Origin of the sequence: Bacillus lumedeiriae (assembly GCF_044891285.1) — a bacterium.
Lineage (GTDB): Bacteria > Bacillota > Bacilli > Bacillales > Domibacillaceae > Pseudobacillus > Pseudobacillus lumedeiriae.
Genome location: NZ_JAUIYO010000008.1, coordinates 110,891 through 123,913, shown reverse-complemented (window position 1 = coordinate 123,913; position 13,023 = coordinate 110,891). Strand labels below are relative to the sequence as shown.

Sequence of the window (13,023 nt, the reverse complement as noted above, 5' to 3'; positions counted from 1 at the left end):
CAGCCGAAGCCGCCTTTCAATCTTTCTCCATGCGGAGAAAGAAGTTATCCGGTATTAGCCCCGGTTTCCCGGAGTTATCCCAGTCTTACAGGCAGGTTACCCACGTGTTACTCACCCGTCCGCCGCTGACTTGAACTGGAGCAAGCTCCAGTCAAGTCCGCTCGACTTGCATGTATTAGGCACGCCGCCAGCGTTCGTCCTGAGCCAGGATCAAACTCTCCAAAAAGATGTTTGACTTGCTCAATTGTTTTAAATAAGAATTAACTTACTGGCATGTATTTTGTTCAGTTTTCAAAGATCAATTTTGGAGCGGGTGATGGGAATCGAACCCACGACATCAGCTTGGAAGGCTGAGGTTTTACCATTAAACTACACCCGCATATTAATAATATAACAGATCGGGAAGACAGGATTCGAACCTGCGACCCCTTGGTCCCAAACCAAGTGCTCTACCAAGCTGAGCTACTTCCCGCTTTCATGAATAATGAAATATGTATAGTGGCGCGCCCGAGAGGAGTCGAACCCCTAACCTTTTGATCCGTAGTCAAACGCTCTATCCAATTGAGCTACGGGCGCAAATATGATGCGGCCGAGAGGACTTGAACCTCCACGGGGTTGCCCCCACTAGGCCCTCAACCTAGCGCGTCTGCCATTCCGCCACGACCGCATGTATCTTGCAACAGAATTATATACTAACAAATATTTTAAATTCAGTCAAGTACTTTATAAGAATATTTTTCAACCTTATTTAATACAAGCTAATGAAGTATGCAAAAAACTATTAGATTGCCGTTATTTCTAGTGAGTTGTCTCATCTTCTCTCAACGTCACTAAAAACATTTTAAAGTAATCTAAGTGATTCGTCAACTATTTTTTAACAAAATAAATTATCCATCTATCTTTTCTAATATATAATACAAATAAAAAAACAGCCTGCCTCACACAAGCCGCCGATGACATTTATCAATGCGGGTGAAGGGAGTCGAACCCCCACGCCTCGCGGCGCCAGATCCTAAGTCTGGTGCGTCTGCCAATTCCGCCACACCCGCAAAGTGGTGAGCCATGAAGGACTCGAACCTTCGACCCTCTGATTAAAAGTCAGATGCTCTACCAACTGAGCTAATGGCTCTAAATGGCTGGGCTAGCTGGATTCGAACCAGCGCATGACGGAGTCAAAGTCCGTTGCCTTACCGCTTGGCTATAGCCCAATACCAATATAAAGTAAAACTATGACCCGTACGGGATTCGAACCCGTGTTACCGCCGTGAAAGGGCGGTGTCTTAACCGCTTGACCAACGGGCCGCATTTGTTTCTTAAATGGCGGAGAAGGAGGGATTTGAACCCTCGCGCCGGAGTAAACCGACCTACACCCTTAGCAGGGGCGCCTCTTCAGCCTCTTGAGTACTTCCCCATAAAATATGGCTCCGCAGGCAAGATTCGAACTTGCGACCGATCGGTTAACAGCCGATTGCTCTACCACTGAGCTACTGCGGAATAAAAATGATTTTATCGACAATTTGTATTATATTAAAATAAAGAACGTGAGTCAACATTTTTGAAATATAAAATAAAAAATATTGACTCATTCTTTTATATGCCTTGCTCTATTAAATGATCAACAAAATCACAGCAAAACAATTTTTAATTTTACTCCGCCGATTCCTCTTTCACAAGTGTAATGCTTCCTTTACATCTTCCGCAAACATAACGCATGGTATCCATTTTTCTTTTGCGTGTATACACAAAGCGACAGTCATTACATCGATACATCAGTAAACGAGCTGAGCTTTTAACACCCGCACCCGTCAGCGGCGTACAGTGTCGAGGTGCTTTCACCGCCCGCAGCAGTTCTCTGAAATCCTTGTCACGATGACGATATCCTTTTCCTTCTAAATGTAAATGATAATGGCACAACTCATGTTTAATGATACCTTCTAATTCTTCTTGTCCGTAAACTTCAAAGTATTTCTTATTTACTTCTATATCATGTGATTGCAGTATATAACGCCCGCCCGTTGTTTTCAAACGTGTATTGAACGTTGCTTTATGAAGAAACGGGCGGCCGAACCATTCTCTAGATATTTTTTCAGTAAGAAGCTGCAACTCCTGACCATTCATTCGTCTGCTGCTCCTTCCCCCTTATTCTCCTGGCGCAATCATCGTCAGGGACACTCTCCCTTTTTTCTCATCTACTTGTTCAACCCAGACAGTTACAATGTCACCAACTGATGTAACGTCAAGAGGATGTTTAACAAACCCTTTTTTCATTTTAGAAATATGAACAAGTCCGTCTTCTTTCACTCCGATATCTACGAATGCACCGAAATCCACAACGTTTCTGACCGTCCCCTGCATTTCCATCCCAGGCTTTAAATCTTCAAGCTTCATAACACCTTTCTTTAGAAGAGGCGTCGGCAGTTCGTCACGTGGATCACGCCCCGGTCTTTGCAAAGCATCCATAATGTCCTGCATTGTGAGCACACCAATTCCCACCTCTTCTGCCACTCGTTCTACAGACAGCTTGTTAAGCGCCTCCGCCAACACTTCAGATCCAGCATCGTCTGTCGTACAACCGATGCCTTGAAGCAGTTTTTTCACCTCTGAATAATTTTCGGGATGGATAGATGTTCTATCCAACGGTTCCTTTCCATCAACAATTCTTAAAAACCCTATACATTGTTCATATGTTTTCGAACCGAGGCGGGGAACTTTTTTCACTTGTGAACGGTTGATAAATTTGCCGTTTTCTTCTCTAAACTTAACGATATTGTTCGCTACTGTTTTATTTAAACCAGCAACATATTGCAGCAGCGAAGCAGATGCTGTATTTAAATTGACGCCGACTTGGTTCACGGCTGTTTCGACCACAAATGTTAAAGATTCATTCAGCTTTTTCTGTGAAACATCGTGCTGGTACTGCCCTACCCCTACTGATTTGGGATCGATTTTTACCAGCTCCGCTAAAGGATCCTGCAATCTTCTCGCTATGGATACGGCGCTTCTTTCTTCTACCTGCAGATCAGGAAATTCCTCTCGCGCTGTCTCAGAAGCAGAGTAAACACTTGCTCCAGCTTCATTCACAATCACATAAGCAATCTGTGATTGACTCTTATTAATAAGATCAGCTATAAACTGTTCTGTCTCTCGTGAAGCTGTTCCATTACCGATTGCAATAATTTCTATACCATACTCTTGTAAGATCTGCTGAACAACAGCCTCTGCTTCCTCCTTTTTAGCCTTCGGAGGGTGCGGATAAATGACACCAATATATAGCATTTTCCCAGTATCATCTACTACCGCAAGCTTACAGCCCGTCCGATAGGCTGGATCTACTCCCAGTACAACCTTTCCTTTTAACGGCGGCTGAAGAAGCAGCTTTCTCAAGTTTTCAGAGAAAATGTGAATCGCCTGATCTTCTGCTTTTTCAGTTAATTCATTACGCACCTCCCTCTCGACTGACGGCTGGATCAGACGCTTGAAGGAGTCTTGAAATGCTTGCTGCACGTATGCACCAGCCTCGACCTTGTCATTCACTTTATATCTTTTACTCATATACCGGACCATTTTTTCCGGGTCTGTCTGAATGCTCACTTTTATAATGTCTTCTTTTTCTCCTCTATTCAAAGCCAATACCCGATGCGGAACAATTCTCGCAACAGGCTCTTCATATGAATAATACATTTCATATATGTTCTTTTCGTCCATCTCTTCTTTTTTAACCGTTGACTGGATCTTACCATTTTTGAAGGTTTCTTCACGTATCCATTGACGAATCGAAGCTTCATCGGCTGCCTGCTCAGCGATAATGTGCAAGGCTCCTTCAATGGCTTCTTCCGCCGAAGCAATACCTTTTTCATTGGATATGTATCGCTCTGCTTCCTCTTTCACAGGAGAAGAAGGCATGGCAAGCAGCCACTGGGCAAGCGGCATCAATCCCTTTTCCTTGGCAATGGCCGCTTTCGTCCGCCGCTTTTGTTTAAAGGGACGATATAAGTCTTCTACAGCCTGGATTTTCTCAGCACGTAAAATAGCCGTTTTCAACTCTTCTGTTAATTTCCCTTGTTCTTCAATAAGACGAATAACTTCTTCTTTGCGTCCTGATAAGTTTTGTAAATATCCCCAGCGGTTAATAAGTGATTGAATTTCTACCTCATCAAGCGCCCCAGTCATCTCTTTCCGGTAACGGGCGATAAAAGGTACGGTATTCCCCTCTTCAAGCAGACCGATGACCGCCCGCGCTTTCTTTACTTCCAGTCCCTCATCTTGGGCTGCTTTTTTAATTAAACTTTCCCGGTCAAAAATTGATTCCACAAGCATACGAATCCCTCCTTCTTCTATCCTCTATTTTATCAAAACAAAAGTATACATGCCCGTTTAGCAGCACACAGAATAAAAAGTGCCAAACAATACACAAAAAGCCTGTTCTTATTAGAACAGACCTAAATTGTAGAAAATTCTATGTTAAATTCTCTCAGGCTGATTGAAAACGTTTGTCTTTCAAGGCTCGACGCTTGACGAGGGGCAGAGTGACCGGACGGGTCATGAGCACCGCAGGCAAGCGTGCAACGAAGAAAGCGAACGTTTATCAACAGCCAGCGTTCTTACTAGAACAGACTTCCAATAATATACGTACAATCATCGTTAGACTGTGCTGTTCCTTCTTCAAGAATGGAGGCGATCTGCTGAATAGAGCGGTTTCTCATCATGGTTTTCACATTAAGAAGATTGACTCCGTCTGAATGAAGCAAAAACTTGCAGTTCGCTTCGTACGTAAAGCGCTGTGTCCGGTATTTTTGCGGACGGCCCGATAAATAACCGGTAACCGGCAATGGATACGTTAACTTCCCCTCGTCTGTATACAAATAAAAACGCAGATTGCCGACACAGCTATATTCAAATTCATTTGTATCAAAATACACTTTTAAAATGGCAACGGCTGCTCCCCTCTTTTGGTAAAGAGCATGGTTGCTCAAATCCATTAAACGCTCCACCGATTCGTGATGATGTTCTTCTGCTATCTTCGTTACAGCGGATGAAGAATGAAAAGCGAATTCACCACTTCCGAGCCCATCTGCTAATACACAGATCAAATAATCATCCGTCGTATGGACATAATAACTATCCCCGCAAAATAGCTGTCCGTTTTTCGCTGATTGATTTGCACAGATTTCTACTCGTTCACTTTGAAGATAACCCATTAAACCGGCCGCTCCGATGTGACTGCTTCCGCGTCAATGGCTTCTTTTAGCCTTTTAATCGCTCTTCTTTGCAGACGGGATACGTGCATTTGAGAAATATTCAACTTATCACCAGCATCCTTTTGGCTCATGTTTTCTAAATACGTATACTGGATAATTTGCCGCTCGCGATCGGACAATACATGAAGTGCTTTTTCAAGCATAAGTCGTTGATCTACCTTTTCATAACCTTGTTCTTTCTGACCGATAATATCAAGAAGCGTCACTGTGCTGCCGTCAGAATCTGCTTCGATTGAGTGATCCATAGACAAGGCTTGGTAACTTTTGCTCATTTCCATCGCTTCTAGTACTTCTTCCTCAGAAATATCTAAACAACGCGCAATTTCATCTACTGTGGGCGACCGCTGCAGACTCGTAGTCAATTCCTCTACTGTCGCTTTAATCTTTGGCCCGATTTCTTTAATCCGCCTTGGAACGTGTACACTCCACGTTTTATCACGCAAAAACCTTTTTATCTCACCAACAATCGTCGGAATGGCAAACGCTTCAAAGCTTTTGCCATAGGAGTCATCGTACCTTCTGATTGCCCCAAGAAGACCCATCATCCCTACCTGGGCGATGTCCTCATGATAAGATCTTCCTTTTGAATACTTGCGGGCGATGGATTCGACTAATCCCCGATAATACTTTACTATATTCTCTTGAGCTTCTTGATCATTCTCTGTCTGATATGCCTTAATCCACTCAACGGTTTGATGTTTCATGTCCTCGTTAGGTTGAGATGGTTTCTGCATCCCTCTCCACCTGCTCTCCTTCAAGGTACTTTGTCATAAACAAAGTAACACCCTCGTTTTGATGAATTTTCACCTCGTCCATTAACGTTTCAATGAGAAATAGCCCTAAGCCTCCTTCGCGAAGAAACTCAACAGAATGCTCTTTATAAGGTCCCAGCGCTTTTTTCGTTTCATGGAAGTTAAAGCTTTTTCCCTCATCAGAAACCATTACTTCCAAACACTTATCATACAAAGCAAAGCCGACAATTACTTCTCCAGTTTCACCGCCATTATAAGCGTGCTGAACCGCATTAGTAATTGCTTCACTAGTAGCTATCTTCAAATCTTCAATTGCATCATATGTAAAACCCATTCTGCTTGCAATTCCTGAGAGCGTCAATCGAATAACCCCCACGAATTCCGGTTTAGCAGGGATTTTCATTTCGATGTAATCAAACGCATCCATCATCAAACGCCACCTTCTACTTCGGAATTAATATTCATAATGTCTGCCAGTCCTGTAATATCAAACAATCTTCTTAATCGTTCAGACAAGCCGATCAATTGAAGATTACCGTCGTTAGCGTTTAAGCCTTTGAAAAGCCCCACAAATACACCTAAACCTGTACTATCCATATAAGATACTCCAGACAGATCCACTACTATTTGTGCATTTTCTTTCTCAGTATATGGAAAAATGGTTTCGCGAAGCTTCGGTGCGGTATAGGCATCGATCTCCCCAGAAATCTCTATATTCGTACGCTGTTCCGTTTCTTTTACATCAATTTTAATATTCATTTAACCCCCGCCTTTTCTTTATTGCTCCGTTGTTTTTAAAATATACCCTGTCAAAGAGAAGGTAAACGTCATATTATCTTATTCTTTTTAAAATAATTAAGGTAAAATCATCCCTCAATTGAAAATCCTGCAAAAACTCAAGTTCTTTATAAAGTTTATTAGCAATCTCCTGCGCTTCTAAATGAAGGTGTTTTTTAATGTATTTGATTAACGTATCTGCTTCAATAAAGCCTTCGTCTGTCCGGCACTCTGTTACACCATCAGACATAAGCAGGATCACATCCCCTACTTCTACCTTCTTTTCAAACTGACGATATTTTGCTTTTTTATCTACACCAAGCAATAATCCTTTAGCATGCAGCTCTTCTATTTCTTTCGTTTTATGATGATAAAAGAAACCCGGTTCATGACCTGCCGAAGAATAATAGAATACATGATTCAACGTATTGTACATACCGTAGAACATCGTAATAAACATCGTTGCGTCCACATTTTGCTCTACTACCCTATTTAAACTTTCTAATATATCACTTGGCTGGTGACGGCCCTCTGGCAGGCTGTCCATCGAATACTTAATCATAGACATACATAACGCCGCTGGAATTCCTTTACCGATGATATCAGCAATAGCGACACTGACTGCTCCTTGCTCATCCTGAACAAAATGATAATAATCCCCGCTCATTTGTTTAGCTGGTACACTAATAGCCCCAATATCCAGACAATCAACATCAGGAATTTGTGTACCAAGAAGGGTTTGCTGCATATTAGCTGCTACTTCAATTTCACTTTTCAGCTCCTGCTGAATGGTTCGCAGACTCTGATGCTCACGATAGGCAAGGCCATACGCCATCATCACTTCAAGCAAAATATCAAAAGAAGGCAGGATCGCTTCAGTCATTTCAGTGTCGAGATCTAATAAAGCTGTTTTATGAAGGCTAATAATCTCTTCGGGAGAAATATTATGTTCTATGGATTTTCTGCTGAATTTCTGACTAAGGTATAAAGCTTGTTCATTTTGATCTTTTATGTAACTCCCAAGAATTTCTTTATACTTTTCATGCATGACGTCCCTAAATCCCATACTTGTCCTCCTTACCGCAGCCATTTGATTGCTTTGACGAGTGTACCCTCCCCGGGATTTGATTCAATCGTAAATTCATCTACGAGGCGCTTCACCCCAGGCAGGCCGGCCCCTAGTCCATTGGAGGTAGAAAAACCGTCTTCCATCACTTTACGAATATCCTGAATTCCGGGGCCTTGGTCTTCCGAAATGATAATCAATCCGGTTTTTCCGACAGCCTCTATCTTTTCTATACAAACTTGTCCCTGAGAGGCGTAAAGGTAAATATTACGCGCCAGCTCACTGATGGCCGTCGTAATACGGGCCTGGTCAACCGTGCCAAAACCAAGGTCTTTGGCAACATTCCTGCCAAGCTGCCTAGCCGCTACGATGTCCCATTCACTGATAATTTTGACACAAGAATCCATAGATTAGTCCTCCAGTTCCCGTTGAAGTTTCTCCAAACCTTTTTCTAAATCAAGAGCTGTCAAGACTTCTTCGAGACGTATCCCCAATTCAATCAAAGTAATCGCAACGGCTGGCTGAATTCCTGTAATTACTACTTTCGCTCCCATTAGTTTGGACATATTGATCACATCACCTAAAACTTTGGCGATAAAAGAATCAATGAAATCAATAGAGGTTAGATCAATAACAACGCCTCTGGCGCTCGTTTTATGGATTTTGTGCAGCAAGTCCTCTTGAAATTGAAGAGCCGTTTGGTCGTCCAATTCCCATTGAATAGAAACTAACAAACAATCACGAAGTTTTAAAATTGGTATTCTCATGATTATTGTTCCACCTCGATGATTTTTCTTTTTGTCATTTCAAGTGCCTTTTCAATTCCCTTTTTTAACGTGCTGGTCGTGACAACTTGTTCAAGGTTAATGCCTAATGTAACAATTGTCTGCGCGATTTCCGGACGGATGCCGACAATCATGCATTGTGCGCCGACAAGCCGAACAGCATCGGCTGCCTGGATAATATGATGAGCTACCATTGTATCTACAACCGGAACACCCGTAATATCAATTAATACGACTTCAGCACGGTGACTGACCACACCGTTCAGTAAATTCTCCATAATCAATTTCGCCCGCTCTGTATCGATGTTTCCCACAAGGGGCATTACTGAAATTTTTTCGAAGACTGGAATAAGCGGTGCTGATAACTCTTGTAAAGCGATTTTTTGCAAGGAAACTGTGCGCTCCCAAGTGTTCGCATACGTATCAATAATCGTGTTATATAACGGGAACATCCAGCGGTCAAATTCCGTAGAAAACTCGATAAAGTTAGCCTGTCCTACTACTTCATCCTGCTGCATTGTTTCTGCGATAATGTGCCCAAATGTATGCAGCCCGATCGTGACAAAAGTTAAAGACCAGCCTAACCTGACAATCTTCTCGGCAAATTCCGTCAATTTTAACTGAAATTCCCCCTCAGTCTTCGTAAAGCTAGAAATAAGCAGCTCGATAAACTCCTTACTCGTCTCCAGAAACATTTGTTCAGACATCGTTTGAACGACACGTTCATCCGTATCCCTCTTCATTTGACTGATCCACTTGTTTACTATTTCACTTCTATGGGTTTCTACATAGTTAAAGATTAAATTCCGCATACAAACAACTCCAATTCTTCTTTTTCAATGGCTTGGTTAAACTCCCCTATTAATTTCCGCTCCAATCTACGACGGAGAAATTTAACACTAGTCAGTAACATAACCTCTTCAATAAATATTGATTTTTCACTTTTTACGTACCCTATATTTATAATCACTTCTTAACATTATAATGTGTATGCCAATAATTAAAAAGCAAAGGCCCCTTTCTATCGGGAAAATGCGACTAAGGAAAGGGGATACTTTTTTCCCGGTAAAAAAATAAGACGCTCAGCTAGTATCCTAGCGAGCGTCCATTTAAAACTGAATAAGACCTAAGCTGATTTGCAAGGCTTCGTCCACTTTTTCCATCATTCCCTCATCAAGCTGAGTAATTTTATCCGTTAAACGCTGTTTATCAATTGTCCGGATTTGTTCAAGTAAGATAACGGAATCACGTTCAAAGCCGTAACGCTTTGCATCAATTTCCACATGTGTAGGCAACTTAGCTTTTTGAATTTGCGCTGTTATAGCAGCAACAATAATAGTGGGACTGAACCGATTCCCTATGTCGTTCTGAACTACTAGCACAGGCCGTACACCACCTTGCTCGGAGCCAACCACAGGGGACAGGTCTGCAAAATATACGTCACCACGCTTAACTATCACACGGATTATCCTCCACTTACTAAACGTTCCACAGTGTTGCCAGCCTCATACTCAGCTTGCATGGCTTCCGAAGCGATAGCTAAGTTGATCTTAGCCATTTCCATGTACCCACGACGCATGGATTCCCTGATTTGACGCTTTTTTCTTTCTCGAAGATACATTTTGGTTGCTCTGTAGATGAACTCACTGCGGTTAATCTTCTCAAGTTCAGCATACCCGTCTAACTCTTTCACAAATTGTTGCGGTAAACGAATTAATACCTCTGTTGTTGCGCTTGATTCAGACACGCACTACACCTCCACCAATCACTACACCGTCTCGTTAATTATCCTTTACATCATACCATCTTTTCCTATACAAGGGAAGGCGAATTCAGAATTCTTGCCTATTGTCCTGGAGGAATAAGAAGCAAGCATACATTTACTAAAAAATTCACTTTGTTAAACGTGCCTGTTGATTTCCGCCGCGTGCGGTCCGACAGTCTCACGCCTTCCGCTCTAATCAACAAAGGAGCAAAATCAACAATGATTATTAACATAGCCAAAAATTAAATAAAAAGAGCATTCTTCTTTTTTTAATCAATGAGTGCATTTACTTCCTCAACAATTTTTCCGTGACGCTTGTAAACCCTCGGCACACGTGCCGCAATCATACAGGAAACTTCATAATTAATTGTTTCCATCTTATCGGCAATGTCATCCATGGTAATTTCTTCTTTGCCTTGTTTTCCAATAAGCGTTACTTCTGTGCCGACTGGCATTTCTTCCGGCAGGCGAATCATACACTGATCCATACAAACTCTGCCCACAATCGAGGCCCTCCTGCCGCCTGCCAGCACCTCTTGACCTTGCAGCTTACGCATCCATCCGTCTGCGTAACCGATCGGCAGTGTCGCAATCCACTCTTCTCCCTGCGCTTCGTAAGTGGAGCCATAACTGATCTTTTCACCTTTTTTCATTTTCTTTACATGAACAATTTTCGTATGGAGAGAAAAAGCCGGTCTCAACGAAAATGGAAGGTTATTTTTCACTTCCTTAGATGGTGAAAGCCCATACATAGCAATACCGAGACGCACAGCATCAAAATGTGTTTTTTTAAAACGAAGGAACGCCGCACTATTAGCACAATGGATAAAGGGAGGTGTTTTATCAAGTGCATGCACCATTTTCTTAAACGCATCGTACTGTTTTTCAAAATAATCTGTATGCTGTTCATCCGCTGAAGCAAAATGTGTAAATACGCCTTCTAAAAACAATTTTGGCGATTGATTTATAAATGAAGCAAGAGCCGTGAACTCTTCCACTGTTTTTACACCGATCCGTCCCATGCCTGTATCACACTTAATATGCACACGAAGTACTTGCCCTTCTTCCAGCTGTTTCTCCGCCTCTTGGAGCCACTCCATTTGAAAGACAGTTAACGAAACCCGCTGTTCGGCAGCCGGCTTCGCTATAGTAGGCCTGCTCGCTCCCAGCACAAGCACTGGCACATTCAATTGAGCCTTTTTCAAAGAGAGCGCTTCATCAAAAAATGCGACCGCTAAACCATGGGCACCTGCCTCTATAGCTGTTTTGGCAACTTGTATATCACCATGTCCATAGGCATTCGCCTTCACTACAGCAAATAACTTTTTCCCTTGAGGAAGCAAGCTCAATGTCTCCTTCACATTATACGCAATATGATCAAGGTTAATTTCTGCCCATGTATCGCGGTAAAATTTCGTTTCTGCTTCCAACGTATGCCCCTTCTTTCTTGTTTGTATACATGCAGCTTTACGAATTACTTTCCTACCCATTTTATTTTTAAATATATTACAAAACATGTCAACAAAGAAAAAAGGAACGTCAACCTCCCGTTCCCGCAATGCTGTTAGTCTATTGTGTCATCCAATAAGACTTCACGTTATTTATTTTTCCATTTCCGCTTGCATAGAACGTGCAACCTCAATCATCTCTGCTTCACTTAAATCCTTAGAGGCAATCATATAATCAACACCTTTATAAGACCAGGAAAGTGACTGGTCTGTTACCTCTCCAAAAGCAAAACCAAGATCAGCCATATCACCGCTCATACTCGCTGTCTCCATAGAAGCAGCCGGCAGCACTTTTGATTTTTCCTGGATAATCGTAAACGTTTTATCTCCGCCATATGTGAGGACAACACGTTTCCCCGCTTCTGTTAACATTTCATTTTCATCAAGCAGCTGGCTGCCAAGAATGTTTTCCTCCGGATAAAAAACAGTAAATTCCTTCTCTTGCTCCTGGGCAACGACCGGCATTTCCAGTTGAGCTCCTGTCATGTTCTTTTTTACATCAAAAGACGATTTCTCAAAGCTTGCTTTAAAGTTTACTTTTGTGAATTTCACAGTTAACACTGGTTTACGATCCGGATCCATCACTTTCACCGAAACGGGTGCCAAGTCACGTTTGTTAAAAGTGATTTCTTGAAGAGGAAGCATGTGGCTATTTGGATATCTTGTCTTTGTTTCAAATACATAGTGTTTATCTGTTTCCTTAAACGAGGCCTCTTGATCGCTTTGGATGTCCTTTACGAGCGATTCAAACAAATAAGCCTGACTGCTGTTTTTCGGCCAATCACTTTGAAATTTAAAGCTTTTGTTCAAAGATGGCGTCAAGACATACACACCTGATGAATTTTTCAAAATCATCTGACTTTGATCCTGTTTAGCAGTGGACAGCGCTACACGATAAAAATTGTTTTCTTTATTCCATACCTCTACTTGATATGCCTGCTTCTCCTCCCCCGTCTGCAGCGTCATTTCAGCGGTTGCTTTATATCCTTTCATCTCCTCTGCTTTCTGGCTTAAATCTTTTGCCACATCCTCTTTAGATTTTGCTCCGCAGGCAGAAAGAATAAATAAAGCAACCAGGCACACGAGCCAGACTAACCTTTTTTTCGTCATTT

Annotated in this window: 14 protein-coding genes, 10 tRNA genes and 1 rRNA gene; all 25 read right to left on the bottom strand. The window is 42.1% G+C overall.

Annotated elements, in window-relative coordinates:
- Positions 1-226 (bottom strand): 16S ribosomal RNA (locus tag QYG89_RS11695); the annotation flags it as partial.
- Positions 227-305: 79 nt separating this feature from the next.
- A tRNA-Gly gene (locus QYG89_RS11690) sits at positions 306-379 on the bottom strand.
- A gap of 19 nt (positions 380-398) precedes the next feature.
- Positions 399-472, bottom strand: a tRNA-Pro gene (locus QYG89_RS11685).
- Between the two features lie 27 nt (positions 473-499).
- A tRNA-Arg gene (locus QYG89_RS11680) sits at positions 500-576 on the bottom strand.
- Between the two features lie 8 nt (positions 577-584).
- A tRNA-Leu gene (locus QYG89_RS11675) sits at positions 585-667 on the bottom strand.
- A gap of 300 nt (positions 668-967) precedes the next feature.
- Positions 968-1,049 (bottom strand) — tRNA-Leu (locus QYG89_RS11670).
- A gap of 4 nt (positions 1,050-1,053) precedes the next feature.
- A tRNA-Lys gene (locus tag QYG89_RS11665) sits at positions 1,054-1,129 on the bottom strand.
- A 4-nt stretch (positions 1,130-1,133) separates the two neighbouring features.
- A tRNA-Gln gene (locus QYG89_RS11660) sits at positions 1,134-1,208 on the bottom strand.
- 22 nt (positions 1,209-1,230) lie between these two features.
- A tRNA-Glu gene (locus QYG89_RS11655) sits at positions 1,231-1,302 on the bottom strand.
- A 16-nt stretch (positions 1,303-1,318) separates the two neighbouring features.
- Positions 1,319-1,411: transfer RNA gene (locus QYG89_RS11650), tRNA-Ser, on the bottom strand.
- 8 nt (positions 1,412-1,419) lie between these two features.
- A tRNA-Asn gene (locus QYG89_RS11645) sits at positions 1,420-1,494 on the bottom strand.
- Between the two features lie 153 nt (positions 1,495-1,647).
- Positions 1,648-2,118 (bottom strand): SprT family protein, encoded by a 471-nt coding sequence (locus QYG89_RS11640; RefSeq protein WP_404317478.1) that lies wholly within the window; start codon positions 2,116-2,118, stop codon positions 1,648-1,650.
- Between the two features lie 21 nt (positions 2,119-2,139).
- Positions 2,140-4,317 (bottom strand): Tex family protein, encoded by a 2,178-nt coding sequence (locus QYG89_RS11635; protein ID WP_404317475.1) that lies wholly within the window; start codon positions 4,315-4,317, stop codon positions 2,140-2,142.
- Positions 4,318-4,604: 287 nt separating this feature from the next.
- Positions 4,605-5,198 (bottom strand): PP2C family serine/threonine-protein phosphatase, encoded by a 594-nt coding sequence (locus tag QYG89_RS11630; RefSeq protein ID WP_404317472.1) that lies wholly within the window; start codon positions 5,196-5,198, stop codon positions 4,605-4,607.
- Positions 5,198-5,992: an RNA polymerase sigma factor SigB gene (gene sigB / locus QYG89_RS11625; RefSeq protein WP_404317470.1), complete on the bottom strand. Its 795-nt coding sequence runs from the start codon at positions 5,990-5,992 to the stop codon at positions 5,198-5,200. The genes QYG89_RS11630 and sigB overlap by 1 nt, the downstream gene beginning before the upstream one ends.
- Positions 5,970-6,437, bottom strand: a complete 468-nt coding sequence (rsbW, locus tag QYG89_RS11620; protein WP_449727746.1) for an anti-sigma B factor RsbW — start codon at positions 6,435-6,437, stop codon at positions 5,970-5,972. The genes sigB and rsbW overlap by 23 nt, the downstream gene beginning before the upstream one ends.
- A gap of 2 nt (positions 6,438-6,439) precedes the next feature.
- Positions 6,440-6,769, bottom strand: a complete 330-nt coding sequence (locus QYG89_RS11615; RefSeq protein WP_404317464.1) for an anti-sigma factor antagonist — start codon at positions 6,767-6,769, stop codon at positions 6,440-6,442.
- Positions 6,770-6,842: 73 nt separating this feature from the next.
- Entirely contained in the window at positions 6,843-7,853 is a 1,011-nt protein-coding gene (locus QYG89_RS11610) for a PP2C family protein-serine/threonine phosphatase (RefSeq protein WP_404317461.1), read from the bottom strand.
- Between the two features lie 11 nt (positions 7,854-7,864).
- Positions 7,865-8,260: an anti-sigma regulatory factor gene (locus tag QYG89_RS11605; protein ID WP_404317459.1), complete on the bottom strand. Its 396-nt coding sequence runs from the start codon at positions 8,258-8,260 to the stop codon at positions 7,865-7,867.
- A gap of 3 nt (positions 8,261-8,263) precedes the next feature.
- The gene (locus tag QYG89_RS11600; RefSeq protein ID WP_404317457.1) at positions 8,264-8,620 is read right to left on the bottom strand and encodes an STAS domain-containing protein; all 357 of its coding nucleotides are present in this window, start codon (positions 8,618-8,620) and stop codon (positions 8,264-8,266) included.
- A gap of 2 nt (positions 8,621-8,622) precedes the next feature.
- Entirely contained in the window at positions 8,623-9,450 is an 828-nt protein-coding gene (locus QYG89_RS11595) for an RsbT co-antagonist protein RsbRA (RefSeq protein WP_404317454.1), read from the bottom strand.
- A 297-nt stretch (positions 9,451-9,747) separates the two neighbouring features.
- Positions 9,748-10,098: a type II toxin-antitoxin system PemK/MazF family toxin gene (locus tag QYG89_RS11590; RefSeq protein ID WP_404317451.1), complete on the bottom strand. Its 351-nt coding sequence runs from the start codon at positions 10,096-10,098 to the stop codon at positions 9,748-9,750.
- Positions 10,099-10,103: 5 nt separating this feature from the next.
- Entirely contained in the window at positions 10,104-10,385 is a 282-nt protein-coding gene (locus QYG89_RS11585; RefSeq protein ID WP_404317448.1) for a CopG family ribbon-helix-helix protein, read from the bottom strand.
- 287 nt (positions 10,386-10,672) lie between these two features.
- Entirely contained in the window at positions 10,673-11,833 is a 1,161-nt protein-coding gene (gene alr, locus QYG89_RS11580; RefSeq protein WP_404317445.1) for an alanine racemase, read from the bottom strand.
- Positions 11,834-12,004: 171 nt separating this feature from the next.
- Positions 12,005-13,021, bottom strand: a complete 1,017-nt coding sequence (locus tag QYG89_RS11575; protein WP_404317442.1) for a LolA family protein — start codon at positions 13,019-13,021, stop codon at positions 12,005-12,007.
- Positions 13,022-13,023: the final 2 nt, after the last annotated feature.

Excerpts from the sequence above, each read along its gene's own strand:
- QYG89_RS11640 (WP_404317478.1), bottom strand. The coding sequence starts at position 2,118 with ATGAATGGTCAGGAGTTGCAGCTTCTTACTGAAAAAATATCTAGAGAA.
- QYG89_RS11635 (WP_404317475.1), bottom strand. The coding sequence starts at position 4,317 with ATGCTTGTGGAATCAATTTTTGACCGGGAAAGTTTAATTAAAAAAGCA.
- QYG89_RS11630 (WP_404317472.1), bottom strand. The coding sequence starts at position 5,198 with ATGGGTTATCTTCAAAGTGAACGAGTAGAAATCTGTGCAAATCAATCA.
- sigB (WP_404317470.1), bottom strand. The coding sequence starts at position 5,992 with ATGCAGAAACCATCTCAACCTAACGAGGACATGAAACATCAAACCGTT.
- rsbW (WP_449727746.1), bottom strand. The coding sequence starts at position 6,437 with ATGGATGCGTTTGATTACATCGAAATGAAAATCCCTGCTAAACCGGAA.
- QYG89_RS11615 (WP_404317464.1), bottom strand. The coding sequence starts at position 6,769 with ATGAATATTAAAATTGATGTAAAAGAAACGGAACAGCGTACGAATATA.
- QYG89_RS11610 (WP_404317461.1), bottom strand. The coding sequence starts at position 7,853 with ATGGGATTTAGGGACGTCATGCATGAAAAGTATAAAGAAATTCTTGGG.
- QYG89_RS11605 (WP_404317459.1), bottom strand. The coding sequence starts at position 8,260 with ATGGATTCTTGTGTCAAAATTATCAGTGAATGGGACATCGTAGCGGCT.
- QYG89_RS11600 (WP_404317457.1), bottom strand. The coding sequence starts at position 8,620 with ATGAGAATACCAATTTTAAAACTTCGTGATTGTTTGTTAGTTTCTATT.
- QYG89_RS11595 (WP_404317454.1), bottom strand. The coding sequence starts at position 9,450 with ATGCGGAATTTAATCTTTAACTATGTAGAAACCCATAGAAGTGAAATA.
- QYG89_RS11575 (WP_404317442.1), bottom strand. The coding sequence starts at position 13,021 with ATGACGAAAAAAAGGTTAGTCTGGCTCGTGTGCCTGGTTGCTTTATTT.